General features: G+C 62.0%; 16 protein-coding genes and 1 tRNA gene. 13 read left to right on the forward strand and 4 right to left on the reverse strand.

The window, feature by feature from the left end; genetic code table 11:
* Nucleotides 1-73: 73 nt before the first annotated feature.
* Complete coding sequence (locus GGR39_RS03570; protein WP_221225905.1) at nt 74-1,009, reverse strand: endonuclease/exonuclease/phosphatase family protein; 936 nt, start codon at nt 1,007-1,009, stop codon at nt 74-76.
* A gap of 213 nt (nt 1,010-1,222) precedes the next feature.
* On the opposite strand from GGR39_RS03570, the gene GGR39_RS03575 reads away from it, so the two are divergent.
* The 3 genes from GGR39_RS03575 to GGR39_RS03585 are packed head-to-tail and all read left to right on the forward strand — an operon-like array spanning nt 1,223 to nt 3,291.
* Entirely contained in the window at nt 1,223-1,639 is a 417-nt protein-coding gene (locus GGR39_RS03575; RefSeq protein ID WP_183615869.1) for a secondary thiamine-phosphate synthase enzyme YjbQ, read from the forward strand.
* A gap of 18 nt (nt 1,640-1,657) precedes the next feature.
* Nucleotides 1,658-2,533, forward strand: a complete 876-nt coding sequence (locus tag GGR39_RS03580; protein ID WP_183615953.1) for a cytochrome b/b6 domain-containing protein — start codon at nt 1,658-1,660, stop codon at nt 2,531-2,533.
* Nucleotides 2,530-3,291 carry a molybdopterin-dependent oxidoreductase gene (locus GGR39_RS03585; protein ID WP_343055760.1) on the forward strand — a complete coding sequence of 254 codons (762 nt, stop codon included), beginning with the start codon at nt 2,530-2,532 and terminating at the stop codon, nt 3,289-3,291. Before GGR39_RS03580 ends, GGR39_RS03585 begins: the two co-directional genes overlap by 4 nt.
* 75 nt (nt 3,292-3,366) lie before the next feature.
* Here the strand turns inward: GGR39_RS03585 and wecC are convergent, their stop codons facing one another.
* Nucleotides 3,367-4,668, reverse strand: a complete 1,302-nt coding sequence (gene wecC / locus GGR39_RS03590) for a UDP-N-acetyl-D-mannosamine dehydrogenase (RefSeq protein WP_183615870.1) — start codon at nt 4,666-4,668, stop codon at nt 3,367-3,369.
* On the reverse strand, nt 4,646-5,785 hold the full coding sequence (gene wecB, locus GGR39_RS03595) for a non-hydrolyzing UDP-N-acetylglucosamine 2-epimerase (protein WP_183615871.1): 1,140 nt from the start codon (nt 5,783-5,785) through the stop codon (nt 4,646-4,648). Before wecB ends, wecC begins: the two co-directional genes overlap by 23 nt.
* A 258-nt stretch (nt 5,786-6,043) precedes the next feature.
* Between wecB and GGR39_RS03600 the strand changes: the two genes are divergently transcribed.
* The 7 genes from GGR39_RS03600 (at nt 6,044) to GGR39_RS03630 (ending at nt 18,441) form a co-directional block, all read left to right on the forward strand.
* The gene (locus tag GGR39_RS03600) at nt 6,044-8,080 is read left to right on the forward strand and encodes a putative bifunctional diguanylate cyclase/phosphodiesterase (protein ID WP_183615872.1); all 2,037 of its coding nucleotides are present in this window, start codon (nt 6,044-6,046) and stop codon (nt 8,078-8,080) included.
* Nucleotides 8,077-8,538: a BLUF domain-containing protein gene (locus tag GGR39_RS03605; RefSeq protein WP_058738142.1), complete on the forward strand. Its 462-nt coding sequence runs from the start codon at nt 8,077-8,079 to the stop codon at nt 8,536-8,538. Before GGR39_RS03600 ends, GGR39_RS03605 begins: the two co-directional genes overlap by 4 nt.
* A 79-nt stretch (nt 8,539-8,617) precedes the next feature.
* Nucleotides 8,618-9,172, forward strand: a complete 555-nt coding sequence (gene dcd, locus GGR39_RS03610) for a dCTP deaminase (RefSeq protein WP_183615873.1) — start codon at nt 8,618-8,620, stop codon at nt 9,170-9,172.
* 108 nt (nt 9,173-9,280) lie between these two features.
* Complete coding sequence (locus GGR39_RS03615) at nt 9,281-9,844, forward strand: DoxX family protein (protein WP_183615874.1); 564 nt, start codon at nt 9,281-9,283, stop codon at nt 9,842-9,844.
* 123 nt (nt 9,845-9,967) lie between these two features.
* Nucleotides 9,968-12,160: a TonB-dependent receptor gene (locus GGR39_RS03620; protein ID WP_183615875.1), complete on the forward strand. Its 2,193-nt coding sequence runs from the start codon at nt 9,968-9,970 to the stop codon at nt 12,158-12,160.
* Between the two features lie 253 nt (nt 12,161-12,413).
* Nucleotides 12,414-15,857, forward strand: coding sequence for a carboxylic acid reductase (gene car / locus GGR39_RS03625; protein WP_183615876.1), 3,444 nt, complete (start codon nt 12,414-12,416; stop codon nt 15,855-15,857).
* A gap of 202 nt (nt 15,858-16,059) precedes the next feature.
* A complete protein-coding gene (locus tag GGR39_RS03630) occupies nt 16,060-18,441 on the forward strand; it encodes a TonB-dependent receptor domain-containing protein (RefSeq protein ID WP_183615877.1) in 2,382 nt (793 codons plus the stop codon).
* 295 nt (nt 18,442-18,736) lie between these two features.
* Here GGR39_RS03630 and GGR39_RS03635 read toward each other — a convergent pair.
* Nucleotides 18,737-18,810 (reverse strand) — tRNA-Cys (locus tag GGR39_RS03635).
* A gap of 368 nt (nt 18,811-19,178) precedes the next feature.
* Between GGR39_RS03635 and GGR39_RS03640 the strand changes: the two genes are divergently transcribed.
* The 3 genes from GGR39_RS03640 (at nt 19,179) to GGR39_RS03650 (ending at nt 22,152) form a co-directional block, all read left to right on the forward strand.
* The gene (locus GGR39_RS03640) at nt 19,179-20,468 is read left to right on the forward strand and encodes an adenylosuccinate synthase (protein ID WP_058737185.1); all 1,290 of its coding nucleotides are present in this window, start codon (nt 19,179-19,181) and stop codon (nt 20,466-20,468) included.
* Between the two features lie 17 nt (nt 20,469-20,485).
* Complete coding sequence (locus tag GGR39_RS03645) at nt 20,486-21,022, forward strand: L,D-transpeptidase family protein (RefSeq protein WP_246388205.1); 537 nt, start codon at nt 20,486-20,488, stop codon at nt 21,020-21,022.
* A gap of 131 nt (nt 21,023-21,153) precedes the next feature.
* Nucleotides 21,154-22,152, forward strand: a complete 999-nt coding sequence (locus GGR39_RS03650) for a GGDEF domain-containing protein (RefSeq protein WP_183615879.1) — start codon at nt 21,154-21,156, stop codon at nt 22,150-22,152.
* Nucleotides 22,153-22,159: the final 7 nt, after the last annotated feature.

Below are 22,159 nucleotides of genomic sequence, written 5' to 3' on the forward strand. Positions count from 1 at the left end.
TGGTGAAAAGGGCAGAGGGAAAAACAGGCGGTGCGGCATTGCTAAACGCAGTGCGCGGGCAGGGCAATCGCGCTCAGCGAGCGCGCCAGCGCAGCCGGCACAAGACGCCGTAGTGGTCCGATCCGCCCGCCGCAGTGCGCCTGCACCCCATGCGGGACCAATGCCCGTTGGCATAGATATGGTCGATCCCGGTGAATGCGGGCAGCGGGCGGTTTGCGGGGTAGGTGGGTACGAAGCCGTCCTGCCTGCGCAAGCCGCTCGCCTGGGCGAACCGGGCCAGGCCGAACGTGGCGGTGGCGGCGTTGAAGTCTCCCCCCAGGATCAGCGGGCCGCCGCTGTTGGCGCGGGCGATCGCCGCTGTCGCCATCAGCACGTCCTGCGCGCCCTTCGCGTAGGGTCGCTTCAGGTGGACATCGCCCACGCGCAGGGTGCCGAAGGGCGCGGCCACGTCCGCCATCACCAGATCGGGATGCGCGCTGTGCTTCGGCAGGTCGACCTTCACCTTGCGCAAGGGCCAGCGCGACAGGATCGTGAGCGAACACGGCATGCCGGTGCACGACGGCAGGCGATAATGACGGGGCAGCAGCAGCCCCACGATCATTGATGGCGTGCCGTTCGTTTCCTGCAGCAGAGCGATATCGGGATCGAGGTCGTTCACCACTTTGACCAGATCGAGCGGCCGGGGATTGGCGTGGAACGTACTGAGCGTCATCACCTTGATCATCGGGCCATCGCCGCGCGTATCGCGGGCCGCCCCGCTCAGCGTCGCGCCGCCCAGCTGGAAGCCGCCCACCGCCAGCCCGATCGCCGCCACCGCCATGCCGGCGCGATCACGCAGGCGCAGGCATATGGCGAAGGCTAGAGCCAGGACCGGCAGCAGCAAGGGAATGAAGACGTTGAACTGGTCCAGCGTGTGGTGCGTTCGCCCAAGCTGCCCGACCAGGATCAGGCTGGTCGCGGCGGCACCCGCCATGCCCGCCAATGCCCGCAAGACCATGCGCTTGCGCATCATCAGACTGCACCGCGCGACGACTGGGGGAAAGGCGCTCGCAACGGGGAAGGGGGCATGAAGGTCCTTGTATCCACCAGGCAGCTGATCCCCACGCGTCCGTCGCGCCAGGCATCGTGCTGCAAGTGCGAGACGTAGCCGCGCCGTTTCGCGGTCGCAAGCAGCGATGCCGGCAAGCTTGCGCGGCGTGGCGCAAACGCTCATGCAGCAAGGATGAGACAGGCCAGCACGACCTTGACGATCGCCACCAGCGGTCGCGGGTTGACGGAGATCACGCGCGATGTCGCGGCGTGGCTGACCGAGGGCGGCATTCAGGAGGGCCTGCTGACGCTGCTGTGCCGGCACACTTCCGCTTCGCTGTTGATCCAGGAGAACGCCGCGCGGGAAGTGCGCACCGATCTGATGGCGTGGCTGGAACGCCTCGCGCCCGAGGGCGACGGCTATCTGCACGATGACGAAGGCCCCGATGACATGCCCGCGCATTTGCGTGCGACGCTGACCGGGGTGACGTTGCAGATCCCCGTGCTGGACGGGCAGATGCGGCTGGGCACCTGGCAGGGCATCTACCTTGCCGAACATCGCCGCCGTCCGCACCGCAGGGAAGTGGCCATGCACTGGATAGGGGAGTAAGGTCTGGCAATGGCGACCATGCGGCACGATGAGCGACAGGGCGAAGCAAGCGAGGCCGCCCCGCAAGCGCCGCGCGGCGGCGAGGTGGTGCGCCGCCATCGCCTTTCCACCCGCATCTGGCACTGGGTGAACGCGCTGGCGTTGCTGGTCCTGCTGATGAGCGGGCTGATGATCTTCAACGCCCATCCCCGGCTCTACTGGGGCGAATTCGGCGCGAACTTCGATTACGCGTGGCTTGAGATCGGCCAGCGCGGCAATGCCGGAATGCTGCGGATCGGCACATGGCAAATCGACACGACCGGATGGCTGGGCATCTGGACGGACCAGGACGGCGTCGTGCGCCGCCGCGCGATCCCGTATTGGGCTACCCTGCCTTCGCGCTACAGCCTGGCCGACGGCCGGATCTGGCACCTGGCCTTTGCCTGGGTCCTGGCGCTCAGCTTGCTGGGCTATCTGCTATGGTCGCTGGTGAACGGCCACTTGCGCCGCGATGTTCACATCACCCGCGAGGAGTGGCGCCCGGCGCATATCTGGCGCGATATGAAGGACCATGCGCGGCTGCGCTTCCCCACTGGCGCGGCGGCATTGCGGTATAACGTGTTGCAGAAGCTGGCTTATGCGTCTATCTTGTTCGTGCTGCTGCCGCTGATGATCGTGACCGGCCTGGCCATGTCCCCCGGCACCGACGCCTGGGCCCCGATCGTCACCGAACTGTTCGGCGGGCGGCAGACCGCCCGTTCCATCCATTTCCTGTGCGCCTGGGGACTGGTCGGTTTCTTCGTAATCCACATCGCGATGGTCGTGCTGGCCGGACCGTTTAACGAGATACGCTCGATCATCACCGGCAAGTACCGCCTGCCCCGGGAACGTCTATCCAAGGAGCGCGACGCGTGAGCAAGCTGATCCTCTCACGCCGCAGCCTGATCCGCACCGGGGCGCTGGGCGGCGGGTTGCTGCTTTCCGGCTGCGACAAGCTGTATCAGCAGCCGGGCTTCCGCTCCGTGCTGGAAAGCGGCGAGAACCTGCACCGCGCTACCCAGCGTGCGTTGGGCGGCCAGGCCCTGGCGCGCGAGTTTCGCGTGTCAGACATGTCGCCCAATTTCCGCGCTAACGGCAGCAAGGAAGGCGCGGGAGACGAGTACCGGCGGCACCTGGCCCAAGGCTTCGCGCAATGGGCGCTGCGCGTGGATGGCATGGTCGGTCGGCCACTGAACCTGCCGCTGACCGCCTTGCAGAGCCTGCCCCAGCGCAAGCAGATCACGCGCCACGATTGTGTGGAGGGGTGGAGCGCGATCGGGCAGTGGCAAGGGCCGCAGCTATCGCATGTGCTCGATCTGGCGCGGGTCAGCCCGGCCGCGAAATACCTGATCTTCCACTGCGCCGATATCTATGGCGGCAAGCCGTATTACGAATCGATCGACATGGTGGACGCCTTCCATCCGCAGACGATCCTGGCCTGGCAGATGAATGGCCGCCCCCTGCCGCAGGAACACGGCGCGCCGCTGCGGCTGCGGGTGGAGCGGCAGCTGGGGTACAAGCACGCCAAGTTCGTCACTCGAATAGAAGCGCGCGATACGCTGGCCGGGGTCTATGGCGGCAAGGGCGGGTACTGGGAGGATAACGGCGGCTACGCCTGGTACGCCGGAATTTGATGGTTCAGCGGGATCTGATGGTGTGGCGGACCGGGGTCAGGCCCGACTGACCCGCCCCGCCCGGCCGCGATCAGCTCAGCTGGCCAATCGTACCAGGTCCGGCTCTTCACGCACCAGCTTGGGCTGATCGGGCCATATACCGCGCGTGTCGTACACCAGCTTGTCCGCCCGCTCGGCCAGAGGCACGACGCGGAACACGTCATGGTCGACCAGCACGATCAGGATGTCGCAAGTCTCCAGCGCCTCGTCCACGTCGATCTGCACGGCGCCGGTATCGGTGAACTCGATCGGCAGTTCGCTGGCGTAAGGTTCGACGATATGCACCCGCTCACCGTATTTGCGGGCCAACCGGGCGGCGACGAAACGGGCCGGGCTTTCGCGGAAATCGTCGATGTTGGCCTTGAACGCCAGGCCCAGGCAGGCGATCTTCGCGCCCGGATGCGCGGCGACCAGCGCGTCGGCCTTGCGGATCACGTGATGCATCTTGCCGTCGTTCACGCCACGCGCGGTGCGGATCAGCGGGGTCTCCTCCGGCGCGCCATGGACGATGAACCAGGGATCGACCGCGATGCAGTGGCCGCCCACGCCGGGTCCGGGCGAGAGGATGTTCACGCGGGGGTGCCGGTTGGCGAGGCGTATCACTTCCCATACGTCCAGGCCCATCCGGTCCGCCACCATCGACAATTCATTGGCAAAGGCGATGTTGACGTCGCGATAGGCGTTCTCGACCAGCTTTGTCATCTCGGCAGAGCGGGCGTCCGTGGTAACGCATTCGCCGCGCACGAACCGCTTGTAGAACGCCAGCGCCTTGCGCGCGCAGCGGGGCGTGATGCCGCCGATCGAGCGGTCGTTGTTGGTCAGCTCTTCCAGGATGCGGCCGGGCAGCACCCGCTCCGGGCAATAGGCGATGGCGATATCGGGCGTCTCGCGCGTGCAGCCCGGTACCTTCAGATCGGGGCGCATCTGCGCGATCATGTCCCGCAACTGCTCGGTCGTGCCGACCGGTGAGGTCGATTCGAGAATCACCACGTCACCAACCTTCAGCACCGGCGCGATGGTCTTGCCCGCTGCCAGGACGTAGGAAATGTCCGGGGCATGATCCTTGTCGAACGGCGTCGGCACGGCAATCACGAATACGTCGGCTGGCGCCACGGTGATCGAGGCCGAAAGAAGTCCGCGCGAAACCACACCGTGCACCAGCCCATCGAGGTCGACCTCCTCGATGTGGATTTCGCCGCGATTGATAGTGTCGACCACTCGCTGCGACACGTCGAGGCCCAACACCTTGCAGCCCGCGCGGGCGATCACCGCAGCGGTGGGAAGGCCGATATACCCGAGGCCTACAACACAAACGTCAGGCTTGGTGTCCGATTTCATTGGCGAGCAGCTCCACGATTCGGGCCGAGCTGTGCCCATCCCCGAACGGATTGTGGGCGCGAGCCATGGCCTCGTAGGCTTCCGTATCGTCCAGCAGGGTTGAAATTTCGGTAACGATGGTGGCTGCATCGGTGCCGACCAGTTTGGCGGTGCCGGCCTCGACGCCTTCGGGCCGCTCGGTCGTCTCACGCATGACCAGGACTGGCTTGCCCAGCGCGGGGGCTTCCTCCTGCACGCCGCCACTGTCGGTCAGCATGATCTCGGCGATGTTGATGAGGCGGGCGAAGTGGGGATAATCCAGCGGCTCGATCAAGGCGACATTGTCCAGACCGGCCAGGCCCTCGTTCATCACCTTGCGCACGTTGGGGTTGAGGTGGACGGGGAAAATCACCGCCACATCGGGGCGCTGCGCGATCTGGCGGATGGCGCTGGCAATGCCTTCCATGCCGCCGCCGAAATTTTCGCGCCGATGGCTGGTGACGCCGATGATCCGTTTGCCGGCGAATCGCGCTTCGAGGTCCGCCAGACCGCTGGCCAGCACCGGTTCGGCTTCGATTCGGGCGGACACCCAATGCAGCGCGTCGATCACGGTGTTGCCGGTGACGTGGACGCGCGCGGGGTCGGCGTTCTCGCGTAGGAGAGCCGCGGCGGCGGTGGCGGTAGGCGCGAAGTGCAAGCTGGCCATAGCGCCGATGATCTTGCGGTTCACCTCTTCGGGCCATGGGTGATAGATATTAAAACTGCGCAGCCCCGCCTCGACATGATCGACCGGCAGCTTGCGATAATAAGCGGCCAGCGCGCCCGCCATGGCGGTGGCGGTATCGCCCTGTACGATCACGCGATGGGGCTGCACCTGGTCCATCACCTTGCCCAAGCCGGTGAGCAGATTGGCGGTGAGGGCATCCAGCGTCTGGTCCGGCTGCATGACGTCCAGATCGTGATCCGGCACGATCCCGGCGATCTCCAGCACTTGGTCCAGCATCTGGCGGTGTTGGGCCGAAACGCAGACCACGCATTCGAAGCGAGGATCGGCGCGCAACGCGTGAACGACGGGGAACAGCTTGATCGCTTCAGGACGAGTACCGAAGACGACGAGGATGCGAGTTGGCTGGGTCATGGCCATGGCGGATACCAGCGCAATGTTAAGCATGAAATAATCTGATCGCAGCAACCGGCGACAGGGCAGGGCCGTTCGCGGGCACGCACGCAAACGGCGCGTGACGGCGCCTTTTAAGCCCTGCCCAGGCCACGGTATTTTTTCACCCAAACCACCGTATTTCAGGACTTTTCGAAGGTTAAAAGGGAATTGTTAAGCACTTCCGGGGAATGACGGACCGGCGGGTGAAAGGCCCGTCGCCTCGGAGTCGCCCCCTAAATGCGTGTCGTCACTTGTTTGCTCTACGAGCATGATCCCTGGATCGTGCTCCTGGCTGCGCTGATGTGTCTGTGCGGGTCGATCGTCTCCGTCACCCTGTTTCGCCGCACGCTGAACGAGGCGGGCACGTCTCGCCTGCACTGGTGCTTCCTGTCCGCCGTCACCGCGGGCGCGGCCATCTGGGCAACGCACTTCATCGCGATGCTGGGTTATCGGGCGGAAGTTCCGGTGGAGTTCGATGGACCTTTGACCATCGGCTCGGCGCTGATTGCTGTAGGCGGTATCGCCATCGGCCTGATCGCGGCGACGGCGAAGTCACGCGGGATCGCGGTCGTTATCGGCGGCGGGGTGATCGGCCTTTCGATCGCGGCCATGCACTATACCGGCATGTTCGCCTATCGGGCGGAGGGCATCGTGGAATGGCGGCCAAGCTATGTGATATCTTCGCTGTTCGTGGCGTCCGGTCTGTCGATGGCGCTGATCTACAGCCTGCGTATGGAAACCGCGCCGAAGCAGATCTTGCCGTGCGTCCTGATGGTGCTGGCGATCGTCGGCCTGCACTTTACCGGCATGGCGGGTTTTTCGGTCGCGCCGATCCCGGGCGTCTCCCACGGTGCCGACAGCGCGACCTTCACCGCAGTCGCGCTGGCAATCGCAATGGTGGCGCTGCTGATCGTCGGCACGGGTATCTCCACCTACCTGGTTGAAGGTCGCACCCAGTCCAATTCGCGGGACCAGCTTGCACATATCGCCATGCACGATGCGCTGACCGGGCTGGGCAATCGCCACAACTTTTCGCAAACGCTGGAATCAGAGTGCGGCAAGCTACAACGCTACGGCCGTCCTTTCGCCTTGCTGATGATCGACCTCGATCGCTTCAAGCCGATCAACGATACGCTGGGCCACCCGACGGGCGACCTAGTGTTACAGCGCGTCGCCGCGCGGTTGCGCCATGCCGTACGCGAAGGGGATCTGGTTGCGCGGATCGGCGGGGACGAGTTTGCCATCATCGCCTTCGGCATCGCCAATGGCCAAGAAGCAGCTGCAATTGCCGCGCGAGTGGTCGAGCTTCTGGCGCGACCGTTCATCGTTGCAGGCAGCGTCGCCGACCTGGGCGGCAGCGTAGGCGTGGCGCTGGCGCCGCAGCATGGCGTTTCCGGCGAAGAACTGATCCAGCGCGCCGATGTCGCCCTCTATTCCGCCAAGCGCGACGGCAAAAATCGCTTTTGCCAGTTCGAGCCCGCAATGATGGATGCCATGCAACGGCGCCGGTATCTGGAGATCGACTTGCGGCGCGCCTGCGCGCGTGACGAGTTCGAGGTTTTCTATCAGCCGATCATCGATTCCCAGTCCGGCGAGATAACCGGGGCCGAGGCCCTGTTGCGCTGGAACTCGTCGGAACGAGGCGATGTCTCTCCGGCTGAGTTCATTCCGATCGCGGAAGAACTCGGGCTGGTATCCCGCATCGGCGCGAACGTGCTGCAACAGGCCTGCAGGGACGCCACGACCTGGCCCGATCATTTCGACGTCGCGGTGAACGTATCCCCGGTCCAGCTACTCGATCCGCGCTTGCCGCAAATCGTGGCGCAGGCCTTGCGCGAATCGGGCCTGCGCGCCGACCGCCTGGAACTGGAAATCACCGAAACCGCGCTTCTGGGCGACGACGAGGCGGCGTTGCGTACGCTGACCAGCCTGCATGAGCTGGGCGTGCGCATTTCGCTCGATGATTTCGGCACCGGTTATTCCTCGCTCAGCTACCTCCATCGCTTTCCGATCAGCCGTATCAAGATCGATCGTTCGTTCATCTGCAAGCTGCCGGAAGACCCGGGCAGCGCCTCGATCGTGCGCGCGATCGCACAGCTGGGAGAAAGCCTGGATATGAAAGTGACCGCCGAAGGCATCGAAACGTCTGAGCAACTGTCGTTTATCGCCCAGCAGGGTTGCGACCATGTGCAGGGCTTCCTTATCAGCCGCCCGATCCCGGTCGCGGATTTCCTGGCTCTGGTGAGGGCGCGCATAGGCGCGGTGGCAGCGTGACCGGCGATATCAGGATCACACCGCTCAGCCGGCTGCTGTATGTCAGCCGGTGCACGCTGGAAGAAACCGGCGCAGCGCGCGATTATCTCGTTGCCGAGCTGACCGAACGCTCTGCACGGCGCAATGCCGCGGTACAGCTGACAGGGACGTTGCTGTGCGTGGGGGATGCCTTCATCCAGGTCCTGGAAGGACCGCCCGCCGCCATCGAGCGCACCTTCGAGGCGATCTGCTGCGACTTTCGGCATGAGGACGTCAAACTGATCGACCTCGTGCCGGTGCGCGAACGCATCTTCCCCGAGTGGAGCATGGTTCGCATCGGCGCGGACGCGGAAGCATCCGTGGCGCTGGAAGGCGACCTGGAGGATATTCGCTTCCTAGTCGGCATCAACGCGCGTGAGGCGATCAGCCAGATGCGGCGATTGCTGGATAGTCAAAGGCCGACGGCGGAGGCGGCCTGACCGCATCGGCGTAACTTGCGGGCGGGCGGGCTTGCTGTTCGCGCTTGCTCCGGGGGCCGGCTTCGGGAATGTCGCGACCATGGCAATTTTGAGCGACAAATGGATTCGCGAGCAGGCGCTGGCGAACGGAATGATCGAACCCTTCGTGGAGGCGCAGCGGAGAGACGGCTGCATATCCTATGGCTTGTCGTCCTACGGGTATGACGCGCGCGTGGCGGAAGACTTCAAGATCTTCACGAATGTCGATTCCGCCGTGGTCGACCCGAAGAACTTCGATGCCAACTCGTTCGTCGATCGCCGGACCGAATGCTGCGTGATCCCGCCCAACTCGTTCGCGCTGGCCCGCACCGTGGAATACTTCCGCGTGCCGCGCGATGTGCTGGTGATCTGCCTTGGCAAATCGACTTATGCGCGCTGCGGCATCATCGTGAACGTCACGCCGCTGGAGCCCGGCTGGGAAGGGCACGTCACGCTGGAATTTTCCAACACCACGCCATTGCCCGCCAAGGTCTACGCCAACGAAGGCGCGTGCCAGTTCCTGTTTCTGCAGGGCAATGAGCCTTGCGAGATCAGCTATGCCGACCGTGCCGGCAAGTACATGGGCCAGCGCGGCGTGACTTTGCCCCGCCTCTGATTTCGCCTTAGATCCCATCTGTGGTGACAGCCGTGGTCGCGGTGGGCGGGAACAAACCTGCCTGATGCCGCTTCCATGGAAACAATCACAACAGGGAAGAGGCTGGTCATGTCAAAGATCGCCGCGATTATAGGCCGTTTGCTGATCGGCCTTCTTTTCATCGCCAGTGGTATCGGCAAGCTGATGGACATAGGCGGCACCGCGGCCATGATGGCCAAGACAGGTCTGCCAGGTAATCTGGCTCTGGTAGTCGGGCTATTCGAACTGGTTGGCGGTCTGTGCCTTGCGGCCGGTTTCGCTGTCCGCCTGGTGTCCGTCCTGCTGGCCGTCTTCACGGCGGGGACGATCCTGTTCTTCCACAACCGTTTCACCGACCCGGTGCAAGCGATCGCAGCCTTGAAGAACCTGGCGATTATCGGCGGCCTCGCGCTCGCCTTCGCGCACAGCCAGATGTGGAGCCACTACTACACGCTGCGCACCACGCGCCGCAGTGAGGCGGCCACCTTGGAGGCAGAGCGCCGCGTTCATGAAGCCGAACTCCGCGCCGCTCGCGCCGAAGCCACGGCGGACGCGGTTCGGACCGGGCCTGCTGCAACCCGCGCGGTCGATCTTGATGGCGACGGCATTGCAGATACGACCGTCCGCCGCCGCAACCGCTGGTTTGACTGGTAGTCAGTTCGTAATCGGGGCAGCCCAAAGCTGCCCCATTTTTCAGTATTGCAAATCATTATCATCAAAGGCATGGGGCCCTCGCAGCTGACCGCATGAACGGACAGCGCAAATCAGGGGGTTCTCATGCCGTTTTCGCGCGCGCAACGCGTTGCCGTTTCCACCGCCATCCTGGCGAGCACAGCTTTCCTGCCAGTCCTGGCGCAGGCCCAATCCCGTAATGAGGATGCCGGCGCGGATGACATCATCGTTTCGGCACGAAGGCTCAACCAGACGCAGGTCAGCGGCAGCGGCGATATCGGCGTTTTGGGCAACAAGGCGGCGGAGGACATCCCCTTCAACGTCCGCTCCTATAACGAAGCGTTGATCCGCAACCAGCAGCCCGACAGTCTGGGCGAAGTGCTGGAGAATGATCCCACCGTGCGCACCACGCTGGGCTTCGGCACCGCCGCCGAAGTTTTCGTGATCCGCGGGTTCGAGCTGAATTCGGACGATGTCGGTTTCGACGGTCTATACGGCATCACGCCCCGCCAGCTGGTCGCGCCGGAATTGTTCTCGTCCGTCCAGATCATCAACGGTGCCAGCGCCTTCCTGAACGGTGCTGCGCCTGGCGGCAGCGGCATCGGCGGCAGCGTGAACCTGCTGCCCAAAATGGCGGACGGCAACCGCACGCGCGCCACGGTCGGCTATGTCTCGGACTCGCATTTCACCGGTGCGGTGGATGTCTCCCGTCGGTTTGGCGCGAACCAGGAGTGGGGCCTGCGCCTCAACGGTTCGGCACGCCGTGGCGATATCGCCATCAACGATGAATTCCACTCAAGCTATGTCGTCGGCGGCACGCTGGACTTCAACAACGGACCGGTTCGCGCTTCGTTGAACGTCAACTTCCAGCGCCTGCGCCAATCGTACTGGCGGCCCAAGGTGGCAATCGGCGGCGCGATCCCGCGCGTACCGGATGCCGACACCAACTATTCGCAGCCCTGGAGCCACATCCAGACGCGCGACATCTTCGGCACCTTCAATCTGGAATGGGATCTGGATGAGCACGCGATGCTCTACTTCAAGGCCGGCGCGCGCGGCGGGAAGGAAGATCAGGTCACGGCTAGTGTAACCCTGGTCAATGCGGCCAATGGCGACGCCACGGGCAGCGCGTCCTACGTGCCGCGCACCGACAACAACGAAGCCGGTACCCTGGGCATGCGGGTCAAGCTGGCGGCGGGCGGCGTGACGCAGGAAGTGAACTTCGGCACGTCCGTCGCTTGGCAGACCAACCGCAACGCCTACGACTTCTCAGTGACGCCTTACGCCACGAACATCTACCGGCCCGTCGTCGTGGCCCGTCCGGCGGGAGGTTTCGCCGGTGGCGATCTGGACGATCCGTTCCCGATCGGCCGCACGCGCGTGGCCAGCGTGTTCGCATCGGACACCATCGGCTTGTGGGACGATCGCATCCTGATCACGGGCGGCCTGCGCCTGCAGGAGATCAAGGCCACCTCCTATTCGTATCAGGACGGCGCTTTGCAGTCATTTTACAAGGAAAGCGCGGTAACCCCGGTCGTTGGCTTGGTGATCAAGCCGGTGCCCGGTCTGTCGTTCTACGCCAATCGCATCGAAGGCCTGGTTCGCGGTGAGCAGGCTCAGCCGACAGTCACGATCAACGGGTTGCCGGTGCCGGTCAGCAATTCCGGTCGCTTTCTGCCGCCCATCAAATCCAAGCAGTACGAGGTAGGCGGCAAGCTGACGTTCGGCCGCTTCGATGCCGGGCTGGCACTGTTCCAGATCGATAAGCCCGGCGCATTTTATCGCCCCGATACCGACCGGCTGGGCTTCTTCGAGTATGGAAATTTCGCGGTCCAGCGCAATCGCGGGATCGAGTTCACGCTGAACGGTGAGCCGGTGGACGGCCTGCGCGTGATCGGCGGCCTGACGATCCTGGACGCCAAGCTGCGCCGCACCGAGGGCGGCTTGAACCAGGGCAATGACGCGGTCGGCGTGCCCGAGTTGCTGGGCAACGCCAACGTGGAGTGGGACCTGCCGTTCCTGCCCGCGCTGACCTTGACCGGCCGGGTAGTCTACACCGGCAAGCAGGCGGCAGACCTGACGAACACGCTGCGCCTGAATGACTGGACCCGCGTCGATCTGGGCGCACGTTACCTGGTACCGGTGGGGCAAAGCGCGATGACCCTGCGCTTCAGCGTCGATAACGTCGCCAACAAGCGTTACTGGGCGTCGGCCTTCACCGCATTCACGGCCTTTGGATCGCAACTGCTGCAAGGCACGCCGCGCACCTTCAAGGCTTCTGCCTCCATCGAGTTCTGATCGGATCGCGGGGCGTCGCTTTTGTCGGCGATGTCCCGCATCTATCAACTTCAGCTGGGCGTAACGCCAGCGAGCCATCATGATCCGTGTGTTTGATCCATGACAAGAAATGCGGCTTGTCTCGACTTTGCTATTACATTGGAGATGCTTACATTTGATCGGTTGTTGCACCGAGATCTTCAGAACATAATCCCGGTCAGATAAGCAGGCGCCGCGCAGAAAAAGCGCGGGCGGCGGTACCGGAGAGACCCTGATGCACAGCAGCGTCGCGCTTGCGAGCGCAACCCGTTCAATCGAAAGCCTGGACCCCGCTCTCAAGCCGGACCCTGATCTTGCCGCGTTACTGCGCCAGCCTGAGGCCGCGCTTGCGCAAATGACCCTCGCGGTTTTCAAGGCGTACCGAGATCGCCCAGCTATGGCTTGGCGGAAAGTGCAGGGCGGTCGCCTTGAAAATGATTACACGATCATCGACTATGCCGAATTGGAAAGCCGTGTTCTTCATACGGCTTCCGCGTTCCGCCATGATCGCGCCCTTGGCCTTGTGCCAGGAGATCCCGTGGCGATCATGGCCTTCGCCAATGTGGATTTCGCCACGCTGAATCTAGCGCTGGGGCTTTGCGGGCTACCAATCGTCCCGCTGCAGACCACTGCCGCGACCGAACTTTTGGCGGGTATGATGCAAGAGGTGAAGCCTCCCTGCATCGCCACGGCTCTCGAACATCTTGAGACATCCGTAACCCTGGCGATAGGATGCACACAAACCCGTTGCGTGATCGTTTTTGATCATGACGGATTGGACGAGTACAACCAGACCAGGATTGCGGAGCAACAGGCGCGATTGGCTAAGGAACGCCCGGGACTTCAGATACTGCCGTTCAGCGCCCTGCGCGCGCGGGGCGCTAACCTCCCGCAGGCACAGCCTTACCAGCCTGCTCCCGGCGAAGATCCGCTGGTGATCGTGTATTATACCTCTGGAAGCACTGGCACGCCAAAGGGGGCCATGCACAACCAGCGGCTAGTCAAAGCCGCCTGGGCTCAAGTGAGAGACCCTGCGCCGATCGTTCTCAATTACCAGCCGCTCAACCATGTCTTTGGCATGTTCTATCTCTGGCTGACCTTCGCCAACGGAGGGGTCACCTGCTTTACCGGCCGCAGCGATCTGAGCACGTTGATGGAGGACATTGCAAAGGTCAGGCCGACTACGATGGCGCTGGTTCCGCGCATCTGCGAACTGATCCAGCAGCGTTTCATGGCGCAGCATCCGGATCTTCCTGATGGTGAGCTAGATTGGGCGCTGGCGCGGTTTCGCCAGACGGCATTGGGTGGCCGCATGACGGATGCGGTGGTTGGTTCAGCCCCGCTCGATCCCGCGCTTCGTGTCTTCACCGAGCGGCTGTTGGGGCGTCCGATCGTCGACGGCTATGGCTCGACTGAGTCTGGTAGCATCACGCTCGACCAGAAAGTCACGCGCCCGCCAATCATCGACTACAAGCTTATCGACGTTCCTGAACTTGGCTATTTCATTACAGACAAGCCTCATCCGCGCGGCGAGTTGTGTATCAAATCGCAGAACATCTTCGCAGGCTATTTCGGCCGCCCGGACCTCACCGCAGCAGCCTTTGACGACGAGGGCTTCTACCGGACCGGTGATATCGTGGCCGAAGTGGAGCCCGACCGACTAGCCTACCTCGATCGTCGCAACAACGTGATGAAACTGGCGCAAGGTGAATTTGTCGCGATAGCGCCGCTGGAATCGTTGTATTCCCGCGGCGATCCGGCGATTTCTCAAGTCTATCTCTACGGCAACAGCGCGCGCGCATACCTGCTTGGCGTCGTCGTGCCGAACCTTGATGCTCTTCCGCATGACCTCGACGAAGTGGCCATCAAAGAGCGATTGCTCTCGGCGATCCGGCGCGTCGGCATCGAAGCCGGCCTGAACGCTTACGAGATTCCGCGCGATATCATCGTTGAGCTTGAGCCTTTCTCGGTTGCGAATGGCTTGCAGTCAGCGCTGGCCAAACATCTGCGGCCGGCGTTTCGCATGCGTTATGGCGAACGGCTGGAGGCGATCTACGCCGCGCACGCCGACGACCAAGCAACCGAGATCGACAATCTGCGCCGCAATGGCCGTGATCGGCCAATGGAGGAAACGCTCCGTCGGGCTGCCGCCTCTGTGCTTGGCCTGGATGCGGGCAAGATCGCCGAACGGGATTCCTTTGCCGCACTTGGCGGAGATTCCCTGGCTGGCCTGTCCTATGCCCTGCTGCTGGAGGATATCTACGGCTTGCCCATCGATGTCAGCACGATCATGCATCCGGCCGGATCGTTCGTTCAGCTGAAGGACGATTTGACGCGGCAGATCTCCGGGGCGGACGAGGGAGTCACGGCAGCCGACGTTCACGGCGCCGACCAGAGCCAGCTTCGCGCTGCTGACCTCCAGCTGGAAAAATTCATTCCCGCCGCCGTGCTGGCCGCAGTTAGTACGATCGCACCCGCCAGCGAAACCGATGCCGCCTGCGTGCTGCTCACCGGGGCTAACGGCTTCCTGGGTCGCTTCCTGGCGCTGGAGCAGCTCAAGCGCCTCAGCGTGAACGGTGGCAAGCTGATCTGCATCGCGCGGGGTGCCGACGATGCTTCGGCCCGTTCGCGCTTATTGGAGAGCTTCGCGGGTGGTGACGATGCTCTGCTGCGCGATATCGAGCGCCTGGCTGAGGGGCGGCTTGAGGTACTCGCAGGTGATCTTGCGAAGCCCCACCTTGGCTTGCCGGAAAAAATATGGTTGCGTTTGGCCGACGAGGTTGACCTTGTAGTCCACCCTGCGGCGCTGGTGAACCATAAGTTGCCGTACTCCCAGCTTTTCCGGCCCAATGTCGCAGGAACCGCGACCCTGATTGAATTGGCTGTGACCACACGGCTAAAGCGAGTGCTGCATATCTCGACCGTGGCGGCTGCCATGAACGTCGGCGCACCCGCGACCGAGGAGGCGGATATCCGCGACGCCATCGCTTCGTGGCAAACATCCGAAGGCTACGCCGACGGCTATGGTGCCAGCAAATGGGCGGCCGAGGTCTTATTGCGCGAAGCGAACACTAGGCTGGGGCTTCCGGTCTGCGTATTTCGCTCTGGAATGATCATGGCACCGAAGAGCTATTCCGGCCATCTCAATATTCCGGACATCTTCACCCGATTGATCCTTAGTCTCGCCGTAACACGCCTCGCCCCTGACAGCTTTTACACGGGTGAGGGGCAGGCCCATTACGATGGTCTGCCGGTGGATTTCATCGCCGCAGCTGTCAGTGCCATCGGAGAACGGCGTCGGACCGGTTTCCATACCTTCCATGTACTAAACCCCCACGATGACGGCATCTCGCAGGACACCTTCGTTCAATGGCTTGAGGAACTCGGCTACTCCATGACGCGCGCGCCATTCACGGCCTGGCTCGCGCGCTTCGAGGGTGCGATGCGAGCGCTTCCCGATGACGCGCGACGGGCATCTATGCTACCGCTGATGGAAGCATTGTCGGGGCAGCAGCCCGTGCGGACTGGTCCGACCTTGCCGTGTGCGCAGTTCGTGGCCGCCACCGCCCAGGCGAACATTACTGCTGATGGGCGGGTGCCACATCTCGAACGCAAGATCATTGCTCGCTATGTCAAAGATCTAAAAGCTGAAGGTTTATTGCGTAAATCTGAAGCCTGAAACCTAGGCATGTTCCACTTTCGCAATAGCGCGGGTAGACCTTGCCCAGCATTCGTTGGTGCTCGCCATTATCTCAAATCTGATAGCAGTGGGCCTACGTGATTTTCAGTCGAACGGGCCGTGCGCTTCCCATAAATAGGGAAGTTACCAAACCAGCGCATCTACGTGTTGGATAAAGAAAAAACAAAAGGGAGAGAGTTGCGTGACCTTTAAGTGTAAGCACCTTGTAACGGTTTCCGCTGTGTCGCTTTCGATGGTGGCTTTTATAGTACCTGCTATTGCGCAGGATGCTGCTACATCTGATACGTCGGCCAGCGACAGTCAGCTTGCCGATATTGTTGTGACTGCTCGTAAGTTTGGTGAGTCTGCGCAGTCTTTGCCGATTGCCGTCGCCGCTTTCAGTGGTGCCGAACTTCAAAATCGGGTCGTCCTGAACGTTCAGGACCTTCAGACAGTAACGCCGGGTCTCACGATTTCAAATAGTTCCACGGGTGGTTCTCCCGTTTTTGCGATTCGCGGCACGGCGACGGAACTGGGCATAGACGGCGGCGTTGCAGTCTATCAGAACGACGTGCCAGTGATCTCGACCTTCGGCATTGTGAATGCATTTTACGATATCTCTGCGATCGAAGTTCTGAAGGGGCCGCAAGGAACGCAGTTTGGTACAAATACCACGGGAGGCACCATCACGGTGCGAACAAACCTTCCGACTAAGAACTTTGAGGGTTATATCAAGGCAGGCTACGGGAATTACAATCGCCGTGAACTTGAAGGTATGATCAATCTGCCGGTGAACGATGTCCTCGCTTTTCGTTTTGCCGGCAACTACGTTAAACGCGATGGTTACGTAAGGAATCTGGCCGCTGCTGATGGCATTCCCAACCGGTTCTCGAATGAAGATCACTATTCTCTCCGTGGGACGATGTCCCTGGATAGCGGGCCGATCCGCAGTGATTTGATTCTTGACTATTATAATCGTGACGAAGCACCCACGGCCCAGGTGCCGCTTGCGCTTTTTCCCAGTGCAGGCGGCGTAGATCTCGCCAAGTTCGGCGCCAGGACCGGCACGCGCAAAACAATCTACGTCGGCCCCGACCTTTCCGGCGTTCGTAAACCGTTTATCGGCAGGGCCAAGCTGTTCGGTCTTGAACATCTTCTTCAAATGGAGCTTTCCGACAATCTCTCGATACGCAACGTCCTTGGTTTTCGGCATGATTCCCTGCTCACGTCAGAGGAAAGCAGTGGCACCACCATTACTCAAGTGCACACCCGCAACGTGACGACCACCGATCAATGGACGGACGACATAACACTTCAGTACAAAGGCATGGACGGTCGCTTGCGGGCAAACCTCGGTGGTTACTTTTCCATGCTAAACCGTGATCAGGGTCTTAATTCGCCTGTAGTCCAAGGCACATTCCTAACTTTGCTACAGCTGCCGCTGGTCGCCAACCTGAACAGCTACGAACAGAAGGACACAAATTCCAAGGCGGTCTACAGCAATGCTGATTTTGATTTAACGGAAAGCCTAAATATTTCTGGCGGTGTGCGGTATAACTGGGATCGCGTCTCATCGATCGTGACACAATCCCAGGGGATCGGCCTTCCCGATTTTGGGGAGCGATTCTTTCTGGCCCCGGATCGTGTCTGCAACTTTCCTGCTCTTGCTGGTTACGTAGACAAGGATCTGACAACATGCTTTGGTCGGCGTTCCGCAAAGTTCAAGGCACCCAGCTGGAACGTCACCGTAAGCAACAAGTTTGGACCCGGTGTTCTTGGGTACGCCAAAGTAAGTCATGGCTATTTAGCTGGCGGAACCAATTTCACGATCCGCGAAGTGCCGTTTTACAATCCCGAAAAGACAACAATGTTCGAGGGTGGTCTAAAGGCCGATTGGCGTGCTGCCGGTCGTCCGATCCGGACAAATATTGCTCTCTATTATGGGAGGACCAGCAACAAGCAGGTCTTCTACAACTACAATTATGATGACGGTGGCGCCGGTTTCGGTGTTTTCAATGCGGCGAAGCTGGAAGTGTATGGCCTGGACTTTGAAATGCGGTATTCTCCTTTCGAGGGCTTCACGCTGGATGGGAGCTACAACTATATCCATTCGAAGTTCAAAGAGTTCGGCTTCCCGGCTGTCGGTGGTAACGGCGATGGAAAGACGGGAACGACACTGGTTCCCCCCGTTGATCTGAGCGGTGCCACGCCGGCGCAAACGCCCAAGCACCAATTCAATATCGCCGCAAGCTATGACCTGCCGCTGGATGAAAATGTTGGCAAAGTGACTGCCACCGTCTCGGGTTATTACACGAGCAAAATCACGCAAACGAACGTCTTTACCCCATACAACGCATCCTTCGGAGCCGACTTCAATGTGATTAAGAGCTATTTTTTGGCCAACGCGTCACTGAATTGGAAGAATGCCTTGGGATCGCCGGTCAGCGGCCAGCTGTGGATCCGCAATATCTTCGACCGGAATTATCTCACGGCGCGCAGCACCCAGTTCCAGGCGTTCGGCTATGCCACCGGCATCTTCGGCGCGCCTCGGACCTATGGCGGCAGCCTTACGGTTACATTCTAAGAAGCACGGTCGAGTTGGTGGGCGTTCTGCCCACCAGCTTTTGGTGGGCGTTCTGCCCACCAGCTTTTTCGTAAACACTCGACCCGTAAGGCGACTAAACGCTGAGGCTATTATGGGTTAGGCCAGCACGAAGTCCGATTTGTGGCGCCCAGCTTGGCCGTCGTTCCTCTCGCCCGGAGCGGAGTGTCAGCCAACGCGTCATCGCGTGGGTCGTATGCCGAACGGGAAGCGTCGAAGGCCCGCAGACAAAAACAGCAGCCCTGCGGACATGCCTTGACATCGCTGGAGGCTGTTATGGAGGCCCGAGCCGGAATCGAACCGGCGTGCAAGGATTTGCAGTCCTCTGCGTAACCACTCCGCCATCGGGCCATCCGACGCATTCTTGCGGGTTCCGGGCTGCTAGCGGGTTAAGGTTCGCAGCGCAATCCCATGTCTTGGCAAATCTGCGCATCACACGCTGCCGCGAGCGGGCATTCTGCATATGCTGATTTTGCCCGGCTCCGAAGACGCGTAGTGGTGCCGGTCATATTTAGATGTAGTGCCTGGACAACGAAACCGATAAACACGCGGCGGCCTCCTTTGCTGCGGTATGATGGCTTGACGCGCTTCGTCGGCCTGCCTAGGAGCGCCTCGCAAATCCGGGTGGCCTTGCGCCTTCCGATCGAACCATCCCGATCGCCGAGTCCTGTCGAAGGGCGTTCCGTGGATCCACCCTGGCAGGTGGAGGCAGTGTACCTGTGGCCAACGTAACCGTTATCGGCGCTCAATGGGGCGATGAGGGCAAAGGCAAGATCGTGGACTGGCTGGCCAGCCGGGCCGATGCCGTCGTCCGTTTTCAAGGCGGGCATAATGCCGGTCATACGCTGGTAGTGGGCGAGCAGGTCTACAAGCTGAGCCTGCTGCCTTCGGGCATCGTCACCGGCACGCTTTCGATCATCGGCAACGGCGTGGTCCTCGATCCCTGGGCGCTGAAGGCCGAGATTGAGAAGCTCGAAGGCCAGGGCGTCGTCATCAACACCGAGAATTTCGCCATTGCGGACAATTGCCCGCTGATCCTGCCGATCCACGGCGAACTGGACATGATGCGCGAGGCCGCCGCTGGCGCAGGCAAGATCGGCACGACCGGGCGGGGGATCGGCCCGGCTTATGAGGACAAGGTGGGCCGCCGCGCGATTCGCGTGTGCGACCTTGCCCATCTCGATCATCTGGAACCCCAGCTCGACCGTCTGTGCGCGCATCACGACGCCCTTCGCGCCGGCTTTGGCGAGCCCATGGTGGACCGGGCCAAGCTGATCGCGGCGCTAAAGGAAATCGCACCGTTCGTGCTGCAATATGCCCAGCCGGTGTGGAAGCGGCTGAAGAAGGTGCGCAAGGCCGGTGCGCGCATCCTGTTCGAAGGCGCGCAGGGCGTGCTGCTGGATGTCGATCACGGGACTTATCCCTTCGTCACCAGTTCCAACACGGTGAGCGGCACTGCGGCCAGCGGCTCTGGTCTTGGCCCCTCCGCCACCGGGTTCGTGCTGGGCATCGTCAAGGCCTACACCACGCGGGTCGGCTCGGGTCCGTTCCCGACCGAGTTGGAGGACGCCACCGGCCAGCGCCTGGGCGAACGCGGCCATGAGTTCGGCACCGTTACCGGTCGCAAGCGCCGCTGCGGTTGGTTCGATGCGGTGCTGGTGCGCCAGTCCTGCGCGATCTCGGGCGTGACCGGCATCGCGCTGACCAAGGTCGACGTGCTGGACGGTTTCGACACGGTGAAGATCTGCACCGGCTATCGCCTGAACGGCAAGGTGCTGGACTATTTTCCCAGCCATGCCGCCGATCAGGCCAATGTCGAACCGATCTATGAGGAAATGGACGGCTGGCCCGGCACGACTGCCGGGGCGCGGTCTTGGGCGGATCTGCCGGCGCAGGCGATCAAGTATATCCAGCGCGTGCAGGAATTGATCGAGACGCCGGTCGCGCTGGTTTCCACCAGTCCCGAGCGCGAAGACACGATCCTGGTGCGCGACCCCTTCCAGGATTGATGCTAAGGCAGGGGGCGATGCGAAGGCTCGTTCCCCTGCTGGTGCTGCTGACGGCCGCTTGCACCACCGCGCCGCCGACGCCGGTGGAAACCGTCACGACCGCGCCTCTTCCAGCTCTGCTCCCTCCTCGGCATGAAGCCCGCGCAGACCTGGTTCGCGTCCACAAGGCGGCGCGGGTGCTGGAAGTTTGGTCGGGCGAGACACGCTTGCTCAGCCTGGGCAGCGTACAATTGGGTCGCACGCCTGTCGGTCCCAAGCGGTTCGAGGGGGATGGACGCACGCCGGAAGGGCGCTATCGGATCGATTGGCGTAATCCTAATAGCGCCTATCACTTGTCGCTCCACGTCTCCTATCCAGACGAGGCGCAATCCGCCTATGCCCGGGCGATGGGGCGCAGCGCGGGTGGTCTGATCATGATTCATGGCCAGCCCAATGGGCTCGGGTGGCGAATGGCCGGGGATTGGACCGATGGCTGCATCGCCGTTTCGGATGCCGAGATGGAGACGCTGTGGGCCCTCGTTCCCGATGGCGCTACGGTCGAGATTCTGCCCTGAAACTCGGTTCATCTCTTAGGGTGTGACCGAAAGCCCGATGTTGGCAAAATCTTAACGCTCAACTCTATAACCTCGTTAACACTTCGCCGGGGGCATGGCCAACAAGGCCGTTCGCAAACACTGGAATACCTATGTACCGAAGCCCGGATTTGACAGACGAGCCAGCACGGTTGGCCGCTCTTCAGCGTCTCGCGGTGATGGATACCGCGCCCGAAGAGCCGTTCGAAAATGTCGTCGCGCTTGTGCGAACGGTGTTGAGCGTGCCGATCGCGGCGGTTTCGTTGCTGGATGCGGACCGGCAGTGGTTCAAGGCGCGCAGTGGCGTCGACGCCAGTCAGACACCCCGCGATATCTCATTCTGTACGCATGCTATCGCCCAACGCGATCCGTTGATCGTCCCCGACGCCACGAAAGACTTGCGTTTCGCGGACAATCCCTTCGTTATTGGTGATCCCAGCATCCGCAGTTACGCCGGAGTGCCGCTGCGCACGCCCGATGGCTACAACATCGGCTCGCTCTGCGCGATCGATACGCAGGCGCGGGATTTCTCCCCCGCCGAGATCGCGATCCTCGACAAGTTCGCGCGGATCGTGGTCGACGAACTGGAATTGCGCCGCATTGCCGGACGTGATCAACTGACCGGTGTGCTGACGCGGCGTGGCTTCATCCAGAGCGCCGAGCATGAGATCGAGCGCTTTCGCCGTTACGATCGCCCGGCCAGTCTCGCGATGCTGGATATCGATCGCTTCAAGTCGATCAACGACACGTACGGCCACCCGAGCGGCGATGTGGTGCTGCGGCAAGTGGCGATGGTGCTGGATACCGTGAAGCGCCCCAATGACGTGCTGGGCAGGCTGGGCGGTGAAGAGTTCGCCATGCTGATGCCCGAAACGGATCAGGATGCCGCTCTGGCCGCGTCTGACCGTTTCCGCGAAGCCATCGCATCGGCCCGGATCGAATCGCTATGCGGCGCACAGCTTGATGTTACGGCAAGCTTTGGGGTGGCCTCGCTCGGTCCGGCGACCGTGGATGCCGAAGCATGGCTGGCGAGTGCCGATGCGCCGCTCTATGCCGCAAAACGCGGCGGACGGAACCGCTGCATGGCAGCAGGCTTCAACGCCACCGCATAGGGCGACG

It is taken from the genome of Novosphingobium fluoreni (assembly GCF_014196615.1).
In the GTDB taxonomy this organism is placed as follows: Bacteria; Pseudomonadota; Alphaproteobacteria; order Sphingomonadales; family Sphingomonadaceae; genus Novosphingobium; species Novosphingobium fluoreni.